Origin of the sequence: Faecalibacterium sp. Marseille-Q4164 (assembly GCF_017377545.1) — a bacterium.
Lineage (GTDB): Bacteria > Bacillota > Clostridia > Oscillospirales > Ruminococcaceae > Faecalibacterium > Faecalibacterium duncaniae.
In genome coordinates, this window is the sequence record NZ_JAFREJ010000023.1 from 14,755 (window position 1) to 30,929 (window position 16,175).

Below are 16,175 nucleotides of genomic sequence, written 5' to 3' on the forward strand. Positions count from 1 at the left end.
CCGTTCCGGTGAAATTGCGGTCTTGCAGACGGCTCGATGAAATCGAAGCTGGCGTTTATGCGCCAGCCCGATTCCATCCCAAGGAAAACTGCATTTTCCTTGCGCTGCTTTGCAGCTGTCCTTTTGCCCGCTACCATAAAACACGCATAGAAAAAGCCGATTGGAAACAGAAACATTTCCAATCGGCTTATCTTTTTGTTAGGCAGATTTCTTTTCAGCTAATGCCCGGACTTCCTCAATTGAAAGGTCGGTGTACTTTGCCACCTTTTCACAAGGCACACCATCTGCCAACATTGCCAATGCGTGTTTGACCGATGTTTCATGCTCGGTTTCATCCCGCATCTTTTCCATAGCTCTGCACATAGCTGCCACTCCCTTCGTGTCTTCTTTGAAATAACGAACCCTCTGTGCCAAAATGGAATAATTCATATCCTTAGAGTTGGTACAGAAAAAGTCGTGCATCAGTTTTCCTAATGCGGTTTCGTCCTTGATTTGTGAGTTCACATAAACGATGTGTGCCTGATCGTTGAAAGCCGTTCCAGTTTCCCGAACTGTACGGTCAACATGATAAATTGGAAGGCCTGCCTTTAATACGTCATTTTCCGTGATAAAGATAACGTATGTTTCGTTCAGCGCATCGTAATCATCGCCCGCATCAGTCAGGTTTGCATCCAACAGACTACTGTTATACCGTGCACGTTTTTCACTCGCACCACGGTCACTGCGCTGCACCTCAATATTATATGCACGGTTTTCCCGATCTACCGCCAAAATATCCAAACGAACGGAACGGCCTTGCAGATTTTTAATGCTGTACTGGCCATGGACCTCTTTAACGGTCAAGTCATCACGTTTCAAGATAATTTGCAAAAGGAACTCAGCACAAGCACGTTCTTCAAACACCGCAGCCATGAAATCATCGTCAATCAACCGCAAGCCACGCAACCGCTGCAAATCTTCTTCATGTTTCCGTTCAAAATCCAGTTCCTGTTGTGATTTTCTTTCCGACATTGGCTCACCAGCTTTCTGCTTACTTATCCAAAATAATAGTACCATAATTCCGTGATTTTTACAAGAGAACGATTCAAATGTCATCAGGGGGTGATGCCTATTCCGTGTCCGCATTTCAAAATCACCATCGTCAAGCGCAGCCAAGGACAGTCCGCTGTTGCTGGGGCCGCTTACCAGAGCGGCGAACGGCTGTTCAGCGAGTACGACCAGAAAACGAAATTCTACAACAAAAAGAAAGAACTTGTCCACGCTGAGATCATGCTGCCGTCCTATGCGCCGCCCGGATATGCAGACCGGGCGACCCTCTGGAACGCCGTGGAAGCCGTGGAGAACCAGTGGAACTCCCAGCTTGCCAGGCGCATCGTGCTGGCGTTCCCGGTAGAGGTGCCGAAGGAACAGTATCTTCCCATGCTCAAAGAATTTTGCAACGAGCAGTTTGTTTCCAAGGGCATGATTGCCGATTTTGCCATCCACGACAAGGGAGATGGAAACCCACACGCCCACATTCTGCTGACCATCCGGGCAATGGACGAACACGGCAAGTGGTTGCCGAAAGCCAGAAAGGTTTATGACCTTGACGAGAACGGTGAGCGCATCCGGCTCCCTTCCGGCAACTGGAAGTGCCACAAGGAAAACACTGTGGACTGGAACGACCAGAAGTACGCCGAGGTCTGGCGGCATGGCTGGGAGACCATCACCAACCGCTATCTGGAAGCTGCTGGCAGACCAGAACGTGTTGACCTGCGCTCCTTTGAGCGGCAGGGCATCCAGCAGATACCGACCGTCCATCTTGGCCCCGCCGCACACCAGATGGAAAAGCGTGGAGTGGAAACTTTTCTCGGTAATCTGAACCGGGATATTCGTGCAACCAACAGCCTGATGCAGTCCATCCGCAGCGCCATCCGTGGGCTGCAACGCTGGATCGCAGACCTGAACGAAAAGAAGCAACTTCTTCTGGACGCTTTGGAAAAGGCGAAAGAACCCACGCTGTCCGACCTGCTGGTGGATTACTTCAACCTCCGCACCGAACAGCGTGGCGATTGGTCTGGCAAGGCAAAACTGAAATGCACTGTCCGGGACTTTGAGGAAGTCAAACGGGCTGTGGACTACCTGAAAGCCCATTCTCTGAACACCGTTGAGGACTTGAACCAAGCCATTGACAGTTTAAACCACACCGCTGCTCCTCTCCGCAGGCAGTTGAAGCAGAACGAAAACTGTATGCGGGCAATCGCCCAGATCAAGGACGCTGCCGCCGCCCATGCCAAGCTGAAGCCCATCCACGATACCTTTATAAAGAAGAACTTCAAGCTGACCAAGGACGCTTATGCCGCCCAGCACAAAGAGGAGCTGGACACCTTTAATAAAGCTGTCCGCACTCTGATGAAACTGAACGGCAGCACAGCGGTAGATTTTTCGGCATTGGATGCCGAATTTTCTGCGCTGCAATCCAGCAGCGCAGAACTGCGTACCCAACTGGAAACCTTGCAGCCGGATGTCTCTGCCCTGAAAAATATCCGCAAGTATATCGACATGGTGCTGAATAAGCAGCAGCTTTCTGTACCGGGCGGCAAGACCCCGGAAAAGGAATCGGTGCTGAAAAAGTTGGAAGAAGCCAAGGCAGCACAGTCTGTAATAAAAACGGAAGCGAAAAATCACACACAGGAGCTTTAAGGAGGGAGCAACATGACCTACACTCAAGCCCAGATCGACAAAGCCAATGCGGTGGATCTGGAAAAATTTCTCCGGGCGCAGGGCGAAACGCTGGTGCGCAGCGGAAAAGAGTACCGCTGGAAAGCCCACGACAGCCTGACCGTCTGCGGCAACAAATGGTTCCGGCACAGCCAGAGCAAGGGCGGCTTTCCGGTGGATTTCGTGATGGAATTTTACGGCAAGTCCTTCCCCGAAGCGGTGCAGATGCTGACCGGAGAGCCGGGCGAAGCCCAGCCGGAGGCTGACCCCGCCTCCTCTCCGGCGTTTCGCTTGCCGCTGCGGAACGTCACCAACGCCAACATCCTGAACTATCTGACACAGGAACGGAAACTCAGTCCCTCGCTGGTGAACTTCTTCATCGCTGCCGGAGATATTTACGAAGACGCCACCCACCACAACGTGGTCTTTGTGGGGCGGGATGCAGACGGGCGTCCCCGCTACGCAAGCAGCCGTGGGATTCGGGAAAGGTTTCGGCAGGATGCAGCCGGTGCAGAAAAGGCATTTGGCTTTGCCCATCGCGGCACCGACAAGCAGTTGCTGGTCTTTGAAGCGCCCATCGACCTGCTGTCCTTCATCGAACTGTTCCCGAAAAACTGGCAGCAGCACAATTATCTGTCGCTGGGCGGGGTGTCGGGCAAGGCGCTGCGGCAGTTTCTCTCAGAACGTCCGGACATGGAGCGGGTGTTCCTTTGTCTGGATGCAGACAAAGCCGGAGAGGATGCCTGCAAGCGTCTGGCTGCTCTGCTGCCGGACACCGTGAGCGTGACCCGCATCCAGCCCTGCATGAAGGACTGGAACGATGTTCTGGTGCACCGGGCAGAGATCCCGAACCGCAATTATTTCAAAAGCATCGTGCTGAAAGAACCGTCAAAACCGGAAACGGTGAAGATCATCCGCATGAGCGATGTGGAACTGACTCCGGTGGAATGGCTCTGGAAGCCGTATCTGCCCTTTGGAAAGCTCAGCGTGCTGCAAGGCAATCCGGGCGAGGGCAAGACCTACTTTGCCATGCACCTTGCAGCTGCCTGCACCAATGGAAAGCTGCTGCCCAACATGGAGCGCATGGAACCTTTCAACGTGATCTACCAGACTGCCGAGGACGGTCTGGGCGATACGGTCAAGCCCCGCCTGATCGAAGCCGGTGCAGACCTTGACCGGGTGCTGGTCATTGACGACAGCGATGTGCGGCTGACGCTCTCCGATGAACGAATTGAAAAAGCCATTGTCGAGAACAACGCCCGACTGGTCATCATCGACCCGATTCAGGCGTATCTCGGTGCCGACGTGGACATGAACCGGGCAAACGAAGTCCGGCCCATCTTCATGCGGCTGGGACAGGTAGCGCAGCGAACAGGCTGCGCTATTTTGCTGATTGGGCATCTGAACAAAGCCGCCGGAATGCAGAGCTTACAGCGAGGTCTCGGCTCCATCGACATTGCAGCCGCCGTGCGCAGCGTCATGTTTATCGGCAAGCTGAAGCACGACCCGACCATGCGCATCCTGACCCACGAGAAAAGTTCCCTTGCCCCGCCGGGCGTGTCGCTGGCGTTCTCTCTGGGGGACGAGGGCGGCTTCCGATGGGTCGGTGAGTACGACATTACCGCAGACGAGATGCTGTCCGGCATTGAGCCGCAGCGGGAAACCAAGACCCAGCAAGCCAAAGACCTGATCTGCACCCTGCTTGCCGGAGGAAAGCAGGTGTTCAGCGAGGACATCGACAAGGCGGCTCTGGAAAGGGGCATCCCCGGCAGAACCGTCCGGGATGCCAAACGGGAACTGGGCGATGCCCTGAAAAGCAAGATCGTGGAAGGTCGCAAAAAGGTCTTTTGGATGGAATAAACCATTTGACTGGCAGAAAATTTTGGCTGGCAAGAAAATCATGGTACACCCACAGTTGCCAGTCTGCCAGCCAAATTGGGAAAATGACGATTTAAGGAGGAATTGAATGGAAAATGTGAAAGTGCCCGAAAACAAGAACCTCACCCCTGACGGGTCTTTTAAGACGAAGGATGGCCGTACCACCTATCTGGTGAGCGTGTTTTTTAATCACGACAGCATAGAAACCGCTGAGAGCAAGGTGAAGCGGCTTATCATTGCCGACCTGAAAAAGAAATGTGGTTAAAATCCACTTCCCACCTTGACAACTCTAATCAGAGGACACCCTGCTGCACGCTATGGAAACCGCCAGTGTGGACAGTATGCCGGAGGGCGTGGAGCGTCAGGGCATCGGCACCCCGGCAACCAGAGCCGCCACCATCGAGAAGCTGGTGCAGAAGGGCTTTCTGGAACGCAGGGGCAACAAGAAAACCAAGGTGCTGTTGCCTACCGACAAGGGCAAAGCCCTTATTACCGTAATGCCCGAAGAAATCCAATCCCCGGAAATGACCGCCGATTGGGAAACAAAGCTGCTGCAAATCGAGCGTGGCGAAATGGAGCCGGGTGAATTTATGACTGAGATCAATACGATGATTACCGAACTGGTAAAGAACACGGAAATGAAAAAAGGAGCGAATGCACTTATGAAAAGCAAGATTATTGGTGTCTGTCCGAACTGTGGTGCAAATGTTGTCGAGCGTGAGAAGGGCTGGTTCTGTGAGAACCGGGAGTGCCGCTTCGCTTTGTGGAAGGATAACGCCTATTTCAAGCGTCTGGGGAAACATCTGGATGGTCGCATGGTGGACAAGCTGCTGCGGGATGGTCGGGTCCGGCTGAAGGACTGCAAGAGCGCCAAGGGCAAGACCTACAATGCCACCGTGCTGCTGTCCTGTGAAGCTGATGGCCGCAGCAAGTTTTCGCTGGAATTTGAAGGTGGGTGCTGATGGAGCAGAAAAAAGAAGCGGTTTACCTTATCAACGATGAACGCTATCTCCACCTCCGGGAAAACGGTGCAGGAGTCGGCTTTGCCACCTACAACAAGGTAACTGGTGAGCCGCTGGAAAGCGGGCAGATCTCGGAAAAGAACCTGCCGCCCGATGGCAGGAACGCCATTTCTGCCGCCCGGAACTGGTATCTGTTTGAACTTTCGGACGATGACCGCAAGGTCATCCAACAGGAAAGCGTACAGATCCTCGAAAACATCCCGCAGGCGGGCATCGGCAGACGGCGCATCTGGGAGCCGGAAACGCTGCCGAAGGATATTCGTCTCATCAACAGCCACTATGATGACCTCTATCGCATTCCAGATGGCGGCGTGATTCAGGTGGATTACCCGGATGGGCGCAGTTTTACGGCACGGGTGGAACATCTGGATGATTATCACTTTGACATGGGCGGTCTGGGCAATGTGTTCCACATCTGCCAGTTTGCCGAGGTCATGGAGCGGAACCATGCCGACTTCTACCCCGAAATTCAGACACAGGACGAGCAGGCCGCATGGGAACTGGGTGGCAAAGGTTATCTTGCCATCCAGTCCTGTGAGGATGGATGGGACTACACCATTTACCACAGCGATTTTTCCGTGATGGACGGCGGGCAATTGGATGCCCCGGAACTGACCATTCAGGAAGCCCGTGAGCAGATTCTGGAAGCACACCACATGGAAAAGGGGCGGCGGCTGTTGCAGGACTACGATGCCGTCATGGATAAAGTTGCGGAAGCCGAGGAACTGAGTGCAGACCATCGCCCTTCCACACTGGAAAAGCTGGCAGAACTGGCAAGTGATACGTCTGCGCCAAAATCCTCTGCACGTTCTGCACCGGAACTGTGAGGTGGACGATGCAGCAAAAATGGGATCAGAATTTTGACGGTGAACCCATGACGGACATCCCGCAGAAGTTTCTGAACGCAGGGTGCGATGTTTATATGGTGATGCAGCTGCGGCATGACGAAAAAAACCTCGATGAAAGATTTGCTTCCATGCGGGAACTGCATCGTCGGGGCAAAACGCCAGACCCGGAGCATTATGAGGTCACCTACTATGCTGATTTGCCCGCCATGTGGCAGGATGTGCCGGACAACGAGGTTCTGGAAGAACTGTTTCAGATGTTCAACCTCTCCCGTCCGCAGGATTTTGAGGGGCACAGCCTGTCCGTCAGCGATGTGATTGCACTCAAACGCAATGGCGAGATATCTGTGCATTATGTGGACAGCATCGGCTTCAAGGAACTGCCGGGGTTTCTGGACAAGCAGCCGGAACGCCCTTCGGTGCTGATGAATCTAAAGGAAAAGTGCGATGCCCCGGAGTGCAATCCCACGGTATGCCGGAAAGTGAGGGCTGAACATGAACTTTAACCATGAGGAACTGATGCTGATGATGCTCTACAACACCGGCACCCGGATGGGGCTTGTCCACGAACTGCGGCTCATGCAGTGCTACCTGATGCCCGATGAAACTGCCCTGCGGGAACTGTCGGAGGGGGTTATCGAAAAGCTGAAGCTGCTGACCGATGCGGAGTTTGCCGAACTGGAATTTCCCCCGGACTGATTTTTGCCGCCTGCGGGCGGCGTACATAAAGTATTTTGTTCTTCCAAAAGATATGCTATAATCAAATCAGACAAAATTCCTCTCTTCAAGCGATTTCTCCGCAATTTTCCCGTGGCTCTGCTCGTATCAAGATTAAGGGACTGAATTTTATTGTCAGAACGGAGGAACCATTATGGCAATCTTTGAAAAGACCATCCGAAACAAAAACTTTGACAAGTTGCTTCGGAAGCTGGAAAATGAAATTCCAGACAGCAGTTGGTCTGCAGATTTGGAGGCAGGCAGTGATTTCAAAGAGGGCGATGCTCGGTGCAGTGTCCGGGTGTTTGAACGGTACAGCATGATGGGCGGCAACCGCCTGAGTCTGACTCTGACCATGTTCCAGAATGCGGACAGTCCGGTTCGGCTGTCTGCCATCACCGCAGGAGGCAGTCAAGCGGTGTTCTTCAAGGTGAACACCCTCGGAGAAGAATCTTTTCTGAACGATGTAAAAGACCTGCTGGAAGAAATTTTGGAGGAGTAAAATGTTTTTTGGATGGTTTGACGCTATATTCAGCTTCATTTTCCCAATCCTGTTCCTGCTTTTTATTGGAATGTTTTTCTTTGCTCTAATTTCAAATCTCCGCACATGGAACAAAAACAACCACTCGCCGCGGCTTACCGTTCCGGCAACAGTGGTAGCAAAGCGCACCGATGTTGCGCATTCCAGCAGTGCCAATGCCGGAGATATGTCCGGTGCGCACGGATACGACACTAGCACATTTACATCGTACTATGTGACTTTTCAGGTGGAGAGCGGCGACCGGATGGAATTTGAAGTGGACGGAAGCGATTATGGTCTGCTCGTGCAGGGCGACATCGGAAAGCTGAGTTTTCAGGGCACCCGCTATCTTGGGTTTGAGCGGAGCTAAGTGTTTCTTACATTATATAGTATGGAGTGCTGTATGAACGATTTGTTTATCCAAGGGCTGACCATCGACTGGAACAGAGTTCGCCCATACAATTATGTTCGTCAGATTCCTGCCATCAGTGGAATCGACACTTTTACATTCCATAAGCCCATTACGTTCTTTGTTGGCGAAAATGGAAGTGGAAAATCTACGCTTCTGGAAGCAATCGCTGTTGCTTACGGCTTCAACGCAGAGGGTGGAACGAAGAACTATTCATTTTCCACATACAACTCCCATTCGGAACTATGTGAGGCTATGACGATTTCCAAGGGGTATCGCAGACCAAAGTTCGGGTATTTTCTCCGAGCAGAGAGTTTCTATAATGTAGCCACCAAGGAAATCGACTATTCCGATGACGATCATCCCTCCAAAGGCTATCACCAAAAATCACACGGTGAAAGTTTCCTCGCCATTGCGCAGGACTACATGGGTGCAGATGGAGTCTATATTTTTGACGAGCCGGAAGCCGCTTTATCCCCGCAGCGGCAGCTCACGTTACTGATCAACATTTATCGGTGTGCCCAAGAAGGGGCGCAATTCATTATCGTATCACATTCACCCATTCTCCTCGGAATGCCTGATGCTGAGATTTTTAGCTTCGACAATGGCACGATTCATCCTTGTCAGTATGAAGATACGGACAGCTACGTTATCACCAAAACATTTGTAAATAATCGGCAGCATTTTTTGAACCAGCTTCTGAACGAAGAAACGTAATGCCGGGAAAGGACATTCCATATGAGTGATTCTACGTTGAAAGAGCTTTGGCAGCAGGTCGCTGAAAAGAAAAGCTGCGAAGCAAAACAGAAAGAACTGACCGCCCAGAGAGATACGCTTGCTGATTGCCTGAAAAAGCTGGAAAAATCCAAGCTGGCAGAGCAGGCTGATGTGGACCGTCTGGAGGGACACAGCCTTGCCGCATTTTTCTATCAAGTGATTGGAAAAATGGATGAAAAGCTGGACAAAGAACGGCAGGAAGCCTATGCAGCCCGCGTCAAGTACGATGCGGCTCTCCATGATCTTTCTTCCGTTGATGCCGACTTGAAGCAGATTCAAAATAGACTGGCACGGCTGTCCGATTGCGAAAGTCAGTATCAAGCTGCTCTTTCCGAAAAAATCAAAAGCATCAAAGTCTCTGCCCACCCTGCCGCACAGCAGCTTGCGGAAAGCGAAAGCCGCATTGCCGCACTGAAAGTTCAAAAGCGGGAGCTGCTGGAAGCCATCAACGCAGGAAAGACTGCCTTGCATACGGTCAACGAAGTTCTCGAAACCCTCGACAATGCCGAGGGCTGGAGTACATGGGACGTAATGGGCGGCGGTTTGATGGCCGATCTTGCCAAGTATGAGGAACTGGACGATGCGCAGAAACAAATCGAACAGCTTCAAGTGGAACTGCGGCGGTTCAAAACTGAGCTTGCTGATGTTGAGATCACCGCAGACCTTCAGGTTACGGTGGACAGCTTTTTGAAATTTGCGGATTTCTTCTTTGACGGCCTCTTTGCAGACTGGGCAGTTCTGGATCACATCAATCAGGCACAGAGCAGAGTGGAGAATACCAAAGGTCAAATCAAGCGAGTCCTCGCACTTCTGAAAAAGATGCGCGAAGATGTTGATGTCCAAATCGCTGACGAAAAAGAGAAGCAGGAGCAGCTTGCAGTGGAAACTGAACTGTAAGTTTGAAGAGTCCGCTTATGTGATATGATTCGATAAAACCGAATTTACAGGAGGTGTTTCGATGAAAACAAGAAGGTTTGCTTTATGTCTGGCAACGGTTTTTCTGGTGGCGATTTATATCAATATTCAGAGAAGCCATACTTTCACCCTTTCAAACGATGAGGGCACCATAAAGACAGAACAAATACAGCCACTTTGGGGAACTGTAAAAGTGAGCGGTGATTGTGATACTGAGGTGGTCTTTACCGATGTAGAGACTGGAGAAAAATACAGAATCGGATATATTACACAGGGCGTAACGGAAAGAATCAAACTCGAAAGAGGCAAATGGTATAAGGTGGCGGGCGGAGGTAACCTTACACTGAATCCGGTAAACATTCGAGTCGAATAAATGTAAGTTCCTTGCGGGCAGCTATGAAAGCTGAAGCTGAGAAGAAAGTTTTGAATATTCACATATGAAGGAGTACAGTTCTATGAGTTACGGTTGGGCAACTGTTTTCACTTTAGCGGCATGGTTTGCAGGGCTTGTGATTGATGTAAATGTGCGGGTCGGCGACCTCGGTTTACGAACCGTGCTTCCCGTCATCGTGATGGGGTGCTGCGTTATGAAGTACATAAAGGGCAATAGCAAATAATCTTATCTCGATACACTTTCCAGCGGGCAACCCCAAAACGGTTGCCCGCTATTTTTATACCCTAAAATCTGAAAAAGGAGGCCAAAATGCCAAGCAAAACCGAAGAATATCTCGCCCTTGCCCAGCGCACGGCCAACGGCTTGACCCGATACTGGGAAAGCTGGACGGATTACCTGACCACTGCGTCCCGGCTGTACAAGTACCCTTTTGCGGACCAGCTCATGATCTACGCCCAGCGCCCGGATGCCACCGCCTGCGCCGACTTCGACATCTGGAACAACCGGATGAACCGCTATGTGCGCCGAGGTGCCAAGGGCATCGCCCTGCTGGACGAATCCAGCGGATTTCCGCGCCTGCATTACGTCTTTGACGTAAGCGACACCGGGGTGCGCCGCAATTCCCGTGATCCGGAGGTGTGGCAGTACAACGATGACCTGAAACAGCCTGTTTCGGAAATGCTCGCCGCCACCTACGGCATCAGCGGAGAGCGTGTAAGCCAGCAGCTTGCCGATGTTGCCGGGAAACTGGTGGCGGATTACTGGGACAACAACGGCGGCGACATTCGTGCCATCGTTGACGGTTCGCTCTTGATGGATTATGATGAAGCCGGGGTGGAGATGCAGTTCAAGTCTGCCGCCGCCATCAGCGTCACCTACACGCTGCTGGAACGCTGCGGCTTTGAGCCGGCAGGGTGGTTCGACAAGGACGATTTTCAGGCAATCTACAATTTCTCTACCCCGGATAGTGTCTACGCCCTCGGCGCAGCAGTCAGCGACATGAGCCGGGAGGTGCTGCGGAACATTGAGCGCACCGTAAAAACAACCATTCGCCGCCGTAATGCAGAAAGGAGCCAATATGAATACGAACAGCAATCTGAACTACACGCAGACCGGGGATTACCTTCTCCCGAACCTGACCCTGAACCAGCCCCGGAAGCCGCTGGGCAAGTACGGCAGGCTGCGCCGGACGTACCTGAAGGAGCAACGCCCGGTGCTGTACCACACGATGCTCCTGAACGGGAGCCTGTACCCGCACCTGATGGAGGTGGAGCAGACGGCAGAGAACCGGATGCAGCAGACCATGGCGCAGCTTCTGAAACAGAACCCGGTCCCGGACAAGGAGCAGAATCAGATGGCATGGGTGCAGCACATGAACAGCCTGAAAGCGCAGGCCGAGGAACTGGTGCTGAACGAACTGATTTACAGTTAAGTTTCTTTGATGCCCACATTCCCACCGAAGTCCAGCAAATTGAAAAAATCGACCAAGCGGAGAGCGAAAAAACGCCCTCCGCTTTTTCGTTATCTCAAGCGGAAATTGAGAACGAACTGCGTAAGCATGGCTCAGGATTTGAGGGCGGTAAGCAGCGCATTATGGCACTGTACCAGACCCAGCCAGACCGCAATCTCCGTGCCAAAGCGTTGGCAAAAGAGTACGGCACTGGTGGGCACTCCCATGATTTTCTGGACGGCAGCAGGGGATTCGTCAACCATGACTGGAAGGGGCTGGAATTTGACCACTATCCTGACCACCAGAAAATCACCCTGAAATGGGCACAGGTGGAAAAGTATATCGACCTGATGATTCAGTCCGACCGCTACCTGACGGACAAGGAGAAGGAGCATTACACGCCCCCTGTGCCCATCACCGTAGAACCAGATGCTACCTTGACTCATGCCAAAAACCTGATCCGGGATTTCTGTCTGGAGGGATATGATTCTGAACCGGACTTCTCCAATTTGTCCAAGATCGGCATCGCCTACACCAACGCCACAGACGAGGAGATTCCCATTCAAGTTAATGTGGATTTGGTGGGATACCGTGTGGAGCGGTATCTGGGCGAGGTGTTGATCGACGAGCGACAGTACGAAAGTCTGGAAGATCTGACCGAAACAGAGTTGGAAGCACTGGATTTCTCCGAACTGGTCAGCGTTACGGACGAGGAACTGGAGCATTACCACAGCAAAGCAGACGAACGCCCAGCACTGCTACCGTTGGATGCCGCCACCGAGTACAACGCTCTGAAGGAACAGCACCCGGATGCGCTGGTAGGCTTTGAGCAGAACGGGCAGTTTGAGTTTTACGCAGATGATGCACAAAAAGTCTGCGAACTTCTGGGCGGCAAACTTCTGGAAAAAGAAACAGCACTGGGCATCGTTCCTGTCACCGGCTTCCCCAGCGACCAATGGGTGTACCGTGCCAAACAGCTGTGGCAGCGCGGCGAGACCGTCTATCTTGCCGGGCTGAATGAGGACGGCACCCATTACCAAACCAGGTATCTGCGCCGGGAAGATTATCTTCCGCTGGGTGCTATCGTCCACATGGAGGGGCATTCCTTCCGGGTGGATACGGTCAACTTCGATAAGGGCAGCGTGACCCTGCAAGATGTGGCACTGGCAGAAATGCGGATACCAGTTTTCCGGGAGGAACCGCTGGCGCTTGTCCGGGAGTTGTACGAGGAGCAGGATATGATGGAATCCCCCCTGCCCGATTACAAGGTCGGTGACAATGTTGTGGTCGAACTCCCCACTCGAACTATTGAGGGGAAAGTTGGCTATGTGGGTGAAACGGATGTGCGCATCGACACCAGTGCGCACGGGCAGTCATGGGATAACGAAGTTGTCAATAAGCAACAATTCGAGGAGGGCTTGCGGCAGAACGAACAGGTTACTACGCAGCCAGATGATACTGTAAAAACGGTTGCCATATACCCCGCTGAAGAAAACCGTATGCCTTATGATATTGTGATCCAGACGATTGGCTCAAAATCACCTACTCTGGATGCAGTTGAACCGGAACGATCCACACTTGAACTTGCCGGGAACTTCCACATCACGGATGATGATTTGGGTGTCGGAGGCCCCAAACAGAAATTCGCCCGGAACATCGAAGCTATCCGTACCCTGTTCAAGCTGGAAGAGGAGCACCGGGGTGCCACTGCCGAGGAACAGCAGGTACTTTCGCAATATGTGGGCTGGGGCGGTTTGGCAGATGCCTTTGACCCGAGCAAAGATAGTTGGGCAAAGGAATACGCAGAACTGAAAGGACTGCTTTCCGAGGATGAATACGCTGCCGCCCGTTCCAGTACCCTGAACGCCCACTATACCAGCCCCACCGTCATCCGTGGTATCTACGATGCTGTGAAGCGCATGGGCTTCCGGTCCGGCAACATTCTGGAGCCGTCCATGGGCGTGGGAAACTTCTTCGGTATGATGCCGGACAGCATGGCAGACAGCCGTTTGTACGGCGTAGAGCTGGATTCTATCACCGGGCGCATTGCGAAAAAACTGTACCCGCAGGCTGACATTACCGTTGCCGGTTTTGAGACCACCGACCGCCGTGATTTCTACGATTTAGCGGTGGGCAACGTGCCTTTTGGTCAGTACAAGGTCAACGATAAGGCGTACAACAAACTTGGCTTTAGCATCCACAACTACTTTTTCGCCAAGGCCATCGACCAAGTGCGTCCGGGCGGCGTAATTGCCTTTGTGACCAGCCGCTACACCATGGACAGCAAGGACAGCACCGCCCGCAAGCACATGGCAGAACGTGCCGATCTGCTGGGTGCTATCCGCCTGCCCAATAACGCTTTCCGTGCCAATGCTGGCACGGATGTTGTCAGCGACATTATCTTTTTGCAAAAACGTGACCGCCCCATTGACCATGAGCCGGACTGGGTGCAGTTGGGCAAGACCGAGGATGGCTTTGCCATCAACCAGTATTTTGTGGACCACCCGGAGATGGTTCTGGGCGTACTCTCCACCGAAAGCACCCAGTACGGACGAGAGGAACTGACGGTTGCGCCCCTTGAGGGCATCAGCCTTGCCGACCAGCTTGCAGAAGCGGTGCAGCACATCGAGGGGCAGTACACCGCCGCCGAGGTGGACACTCCCGACATTGCCGAAGAAGAAGCCGCCCGGCGCACCCTGCCTGCCGACCCGGAGGTCAAGAACTTCTCCTATACCGTAGTGGACGGCGAAGTTTTCTACCGGGAAAATTCCGTGATGACGCAGGTGGAACTGTCCGACAACGCCAAAGGCCGTGTAGCTGGTATGGTGGAGTTGCGCCAGATTGTCAACGAACTGATTGACCAACAGTTGAACGACTACCCGGACGAGGACATTAAGGCATCGCAGGCCAAGTTGAATGCCGCCTATGATGCCTTTGCCGCAAAATACGGCCTGATTAACGACAAGAAAAACGCACGCCTGTTCGATGATGACAGTTCCTACTATCTGCTCTGCTCACTGGAGAATCTGGACGAGAATAAAAATCTTAAGTCCAAGGCAGATATGTTCACCAAGCGGACGATTCGGCCAGAGCGTGTTGTCACCAGCGTGGATACCCCCAGCGAAGCGTTGGCGGTGTCCATCGGGGAACACGGCAAAGTAGATCTGCCCTATATGGCAGAACTGCTGGGTACTCCCGGTGACTATGGGCGCATCACCGCAGAGTTGTCCGGCGTGATCTTCAAGGACCCTGCCGCCGACCCCACCGACCCGGAAGCGGGCTGGCAGATGGCAGACGAGTACCTGTCCGGCGATGTCCGGGCAAAGCTGCGGATGGCGCAGTTTGCCGCCGAGACCAACCCGGAATTTGCCGTCAATGTGGATGCGCTGACCAAGGCGCAGCCCAGAGAATTGGAAGCCTCCGAAATTGATGTGCGGTTGGGTGCCACATGGCTTGCACCTGAAATCATTCAAAAGTTTATGACCGAGACCTTCCAGATCCCCTACTATCTGCGCCATGCAGTCAAGGTGAGATATTCTCCTTATACCGCAGAATGGCGTGTAGAAGGCAAAACTGCCACCGGACGGGGCGATATTATCTCCTCTGAAACCTACGGCACATCCCGTGCCAACGCCTACAAGATTTTGGAGGAAACTCTGAATCTGAAAGACGTCCGCATCTACGATGCCATCGAGGATGCCGAGGGCAAGCCCAAACGTGTGCTGAACAAACGGGAGACCATGCTGGCGCAGCAGAAACAGCAGGTCATCAAGGATGCTTTTGCCAACTGGGTCTGGCAGGACCCCCAGCGGCGCATTGCGCTGGTAAAACAGTACAATGAGTTGTTCAACAGCACCAGACCCCGTGAATACGATGGCTCCCACATCAAATTCGTGGGCATGAACCCGGAGATCACCCTCCGGGAACACCAGCGAAATGCCATCGCCCATGTGCTTTATGGCGGTAACACGCTGCTTGCACACGAAGTTGGTGCGGGCAAGACCTACGAAATGGCGGCATCTGCCATGGAAGCAAAACGGCTGGGGCTGTGCCAGAAATCCCTCTTTGTGGTGCCCAACCATTTGACAGAGCAGTGGGCTTCGGAGTTCCTGAACCTCTACCCCAATGCAAAACTTTTGGTGGCACGGCGCAAGGACTTTGAGACTGCCAACCGCAAAAAATTCTGTGCCCGCATCGCCACCGGCGATTATGATGCCGTCATCATCGGCCATTCGCAGTTTGAGCGCATCCCACTGTCCTTTGAACGGCAGGAGCGCATTATTCAGGAGCAGATCTACGAGACCCTTGCCGCCATCAATGAGCTGAAAGTCCACGCAGGTGAGAATTTCTCCATCAAGCAGATGGAAAAGACCCGGAAAACGCTGGAAACCAAGCTGGAAAAACTGCGCTCCGATGAGCGTAAAGACGATGTAATTACCTTTGAACAACTGGGCGTTGACAGGCTTTTTGTGGACGAGAGCCATTTTTACAAGAACCGTGCGAAACGTTGTGCATAAGCCCTTGTTGACAGCAAGGACGAAAAGCACC

Annotated in this window: 16 protein-coding genes and 1 pseudogene; 15 read left to right on the forward strand and 2 right to left on the reverse strand. The window is 52.8% G+C overall.

Features of this window, described 5'->3' with window-relative positions:
- Window positions 1-198: 198 nt before the first annotated feature.
- Entirely contained in the window at window positions 199-1,011 is an 813-nt protein-coding gene (locus tag J3352_RS13095; protein ID WP_055192377.1) for a PD-(D/E)XK nuclease family transposase, read from the reverse strand.
- 99 nt (window positions 1,012-1,110) lie between these two features.
- Between J3352_RS13095 and mobQ the strand changes: the two genes are divergently transcribed.
- The 13 genes from mobQ to J3352_RS13160 all read left to right on the forward strand — a co-directional run bounded on the left by mobQ (window position 1,111) and on the right by J3352_RS13160 (window position 10,400).
- A complete protein-coding gene (gene mobQ, locus J3352_RS13100; protein ID WP_347563004.1) occupies window positions 1,111-2,682 on the forward strand; it encodes a MobQ family relaxase in 1,572 nt (523 codons plus the stop codon).
- A gap of 12 nt (window positions 2,683-2,694) precedes the next feature.
- Window positions 2,695-4,560: an AAA family ATPase gene (locus J3352_RS13105; RefSeq protein ID WP_156067447.1), complete on the forward strand. Its 1,866-nt coding sequence runs from the start codon at window positions 2,695-2,697 to the stop codon at window positions 4,558-4,560.
- A gap of 106 nt (window positions 4,561-4,666) precedes the next feature.
- A complete protein-coding gene (locus J3352_RS13110) occupies window positions 4,667-4,843 on the forward strand; it encodes a transposon-encoded TnpW family protein (protein ID WP_156067445.1) in 177 nt (58 codons plus the stop codon).
- Window positions 4,844-4,883: 40 nt separating this feature from the next.
- On the forward strand, window positions 4,884-5,540 hold the full coding sequence (locus J3352_RS13115; RefSeq protein ID WP_304999671.1) for a DNA topoisomerase: 657 nt from the start codon (window positions 4,884-4,886) through the stop codon (window positions 5,538-5,540).
- On the forward strand, window positions 5,540-6,427 hold the full coding sequence (locus J3352_RS13120; RefSeq protein ID WP_117930564.1) for an LPD16 domain-containing protein: 888 nt from the start codon (window positions 5,540-5,542) through the stop codon (window positions 6,425-6,427). Before J3352_RS13115 ends, J3352_RS13120 begins: the two co-directional genes overlap by 1 nt.
- Before the next feature lie 8 nt (window positions 6,428-6,435).
- Window positions 6,436-6,951 carry a YodL domain-containing protein gene (locus J3352_RS13125; protein WP_149794199.1) on the forward strand — a complete coding sequence of 172 codons (516 nt, stop codon included), beginning with the start codon at window positions 6,436-6,438 and terminating at the stop codon, window positions 6,949-6,951.
- Window positions 6,941-7,144 (forward strand): transposon-transfer assisting family protein, encoded by a 204-nt coding sequence (locus J3352_RS13130; protein WP_015536785.1) that lies wholly within the window; start codon window positions 6,941-6,943, stop codon window positions 7,142-7,144. The genes J3352_RS13125 and J3352_RS13130 overlap by 11 nt, the downstream gene beginning before the upstream one ends.
- 172 nt (window positions 7,145-7,316) lie before the next feature.
- Entirely contained in the window at window positions 7,317-7,664 is a 348-nt protein-coding gene (locus J3352_RS13135) for a DUF6054 family protein (RefSeq protein WP_015536784.1), read from the forward strand.
- 1 nt (window position 7,665) lies between these two features.
- The gene (locus tag J3352_RS13140; protein WP_156067441.1) at window positions 7,666-8,052 is read left to right on the forward strand and encodes a DUF2500 domain-containing protein; all 387 of its coding nucleotides are present in this window, start codon (window positions 7,666-7,668) and stop codon (window positions 8,050-8,052) included.
- Window positions 8,053-8,085: 33 nt separating this feature from the next.
- A complete protein-coding gene (locus tag J3352_RS13145) occupies window positions 8,086-8,808 on the forward strand; it encodes an AAA family ATPase (RefSeq protein WP_005921747.1) in 723 nt (240 codons plus the stop codon).
- A 171-nt stretch (window positions 8,809-8,979) separates the two neighbouring features.
- On the forward strand, window positions 8,980-9,765 hold the full coding sequence (locus tag J3352_RS13150) for a hypothetical protein (RefSeq protein ID WP_243137867.1): 786 nt from the start codon (window positions 8,980-8,982) through the stop codon (window positions 9,763-9,765).
- A 61-nt stretch (window positions 9,766-9,826) separates the two neighbouring features.
- Window positions 9,827-10,156 carry a hypothetical protein gene (locus tag J3352_RS13155; RefSeq protein ID WP_097778305.1) on the forward strand — a complete coding sequence of 110 codons (330 nt, stop codon included), beginning with the start codon at window positions 9,827-9,829 and terminating at the stop codon, window positions 10,154-10,156.
- A gap of 82 nt (window positions 10,157-10,238) precedes the next feature.
- The gene (locus tag J3352_RS13160; protein ID WP_165852876.1) at window positions 10,239-10,400 is read left to right on the forward strand and encodes a hypothetical protein; all 162 of its coding nucleotides are present in this window, start codon (window positions 10,239-10,241) and stop codon (window positions 10,398-10,400) included.
- Between the two features lie 2 nt (window positions 10,401-10,402).
- On the opposite strand, the gene J3352_RS13165 is transcribed toward J3352_RS13160, so the two are convergent.
- Window positions 10,403-11,272 carry a hypothetical protein gene (locus tag J3352_RS13165; protein WP_156067437.1) on the reverse strand — a complete coding sequence of 290 codons (870 nt, stop codon included), beginning with the start codon at window positions 11,270-11,272 and terminating at the stop codon, window positions 10,403-10,405.
- Here J3352_RS13165 and J3352_RS13170 point away from each other — a divergent pair.
- A complete protein-coding gene (locus J3352_RS13170; protein WP_156067435.1) occupies window positions 11,256-11,609 on the forward strand; it encodes a TnpV protein in 354 nt (117 codons plus the stop codon). The two genes, J3352_RS13165 and J3352_RS13170, sit on opposite strands and share 17 nt — an antisense overlap.
- A 161-nt stretch (window positions 11,610-11,770) precedes the next feature.
- Window positions 11,771-16,123: pseudogene (locus J3352_RS13175) on the forward strand (DEAD/DEAH box helicase family protein); the annotation flags it as partial.
- Window positions 16,124-16,175: the final 52 nt, after the last annotated feature.

Excerpts from the sequence above, each read along its gene's own strand:
- J3352_RS13135 (WP_015536784.1), top strand. The coding sequence starts at position 7,317 with ATGGCAATCTTTGAAAAGACCATCCGAAACAAAAACTTTGACAAGTTG.
- J3352_RS13110 (WP_156067445.1), top strand. The coding sequence starts at position 4,667 with ATGGAAAATGTGAAAGTGCCCGAAAACAAGAACCTCACCCCTGACGGG.
- J3352_RS13105 (WP_156067447.1), top strand. The coding sequence starts at position 2,695 with ATGACCTACACTCAAGCCCAGATCGACAAAGCCAATGCGGTGGATCTG.
- J3352_RS13120 (WP_117930564.1), top strand. The coding sequence starts at position 5,540 with ATGGAGCAGAAAAAAGAAGCGGTTTACCTTATCAACGATGAACGCTAT.
- J3352_RS13145 (WP_005921747.1), top strand. The coding sequence starts at position 8,086 with ATGAACGATTTGTTTATCCAAGGGCTGACCATCGACTGGAACAGAGTT.
- J3352_RS13130 (WP_015536785.1), top strand. The coding sequence starts at position 6,941 with ATGAACTTTAACCATGAGGAACTGATGCTGATGATGCTCTACAACACC.
- J3352_RS13125 (WP_149794199.1), top strand. The coding sequence starts at position 6,436 with ATGCAGCAAAAATGGGATCAGAATTTTGACGGTGAACCCATGACGGAC.
- J3352_RS13095 (WP_055192377.1), bottom strand. The coding sequence starts at position 1,011 with ATGTCGGAAAGAAAATCACAACAGGAACTGGATTTTGAACGGAAACAT.
- J3352_RS13155 (WP_097778305.1), top strand. The coding sequence starts at position 9,827 with ATGAAAACAAGAAGGTTTGCTTTATGTCTGGCAACGGTTTTTCTGGTG.
- J3352_RS13170 (WP_156067435.1), top strand. The coding sequence starts at position 11,256 with ATGAATACGAACAGCAATCTGAACTACACGCAGACCGGGGATTACCTT.
- J3352_RS13140 (WP_156067441.1), top strand. The coding sequence starts at position 7,666 with ATGTTTTTTGGATGGTTTGACGCTATATTCAGCTTCATTTTCCCAATC.
- J3352_RS13160 (WP_165852876.1), top strand. The coding sequence starts at position 10,239 with ATGAGTTACGGTTGGGCAACTGTTTTCACTTTAGCGGCATGGTTTGCA.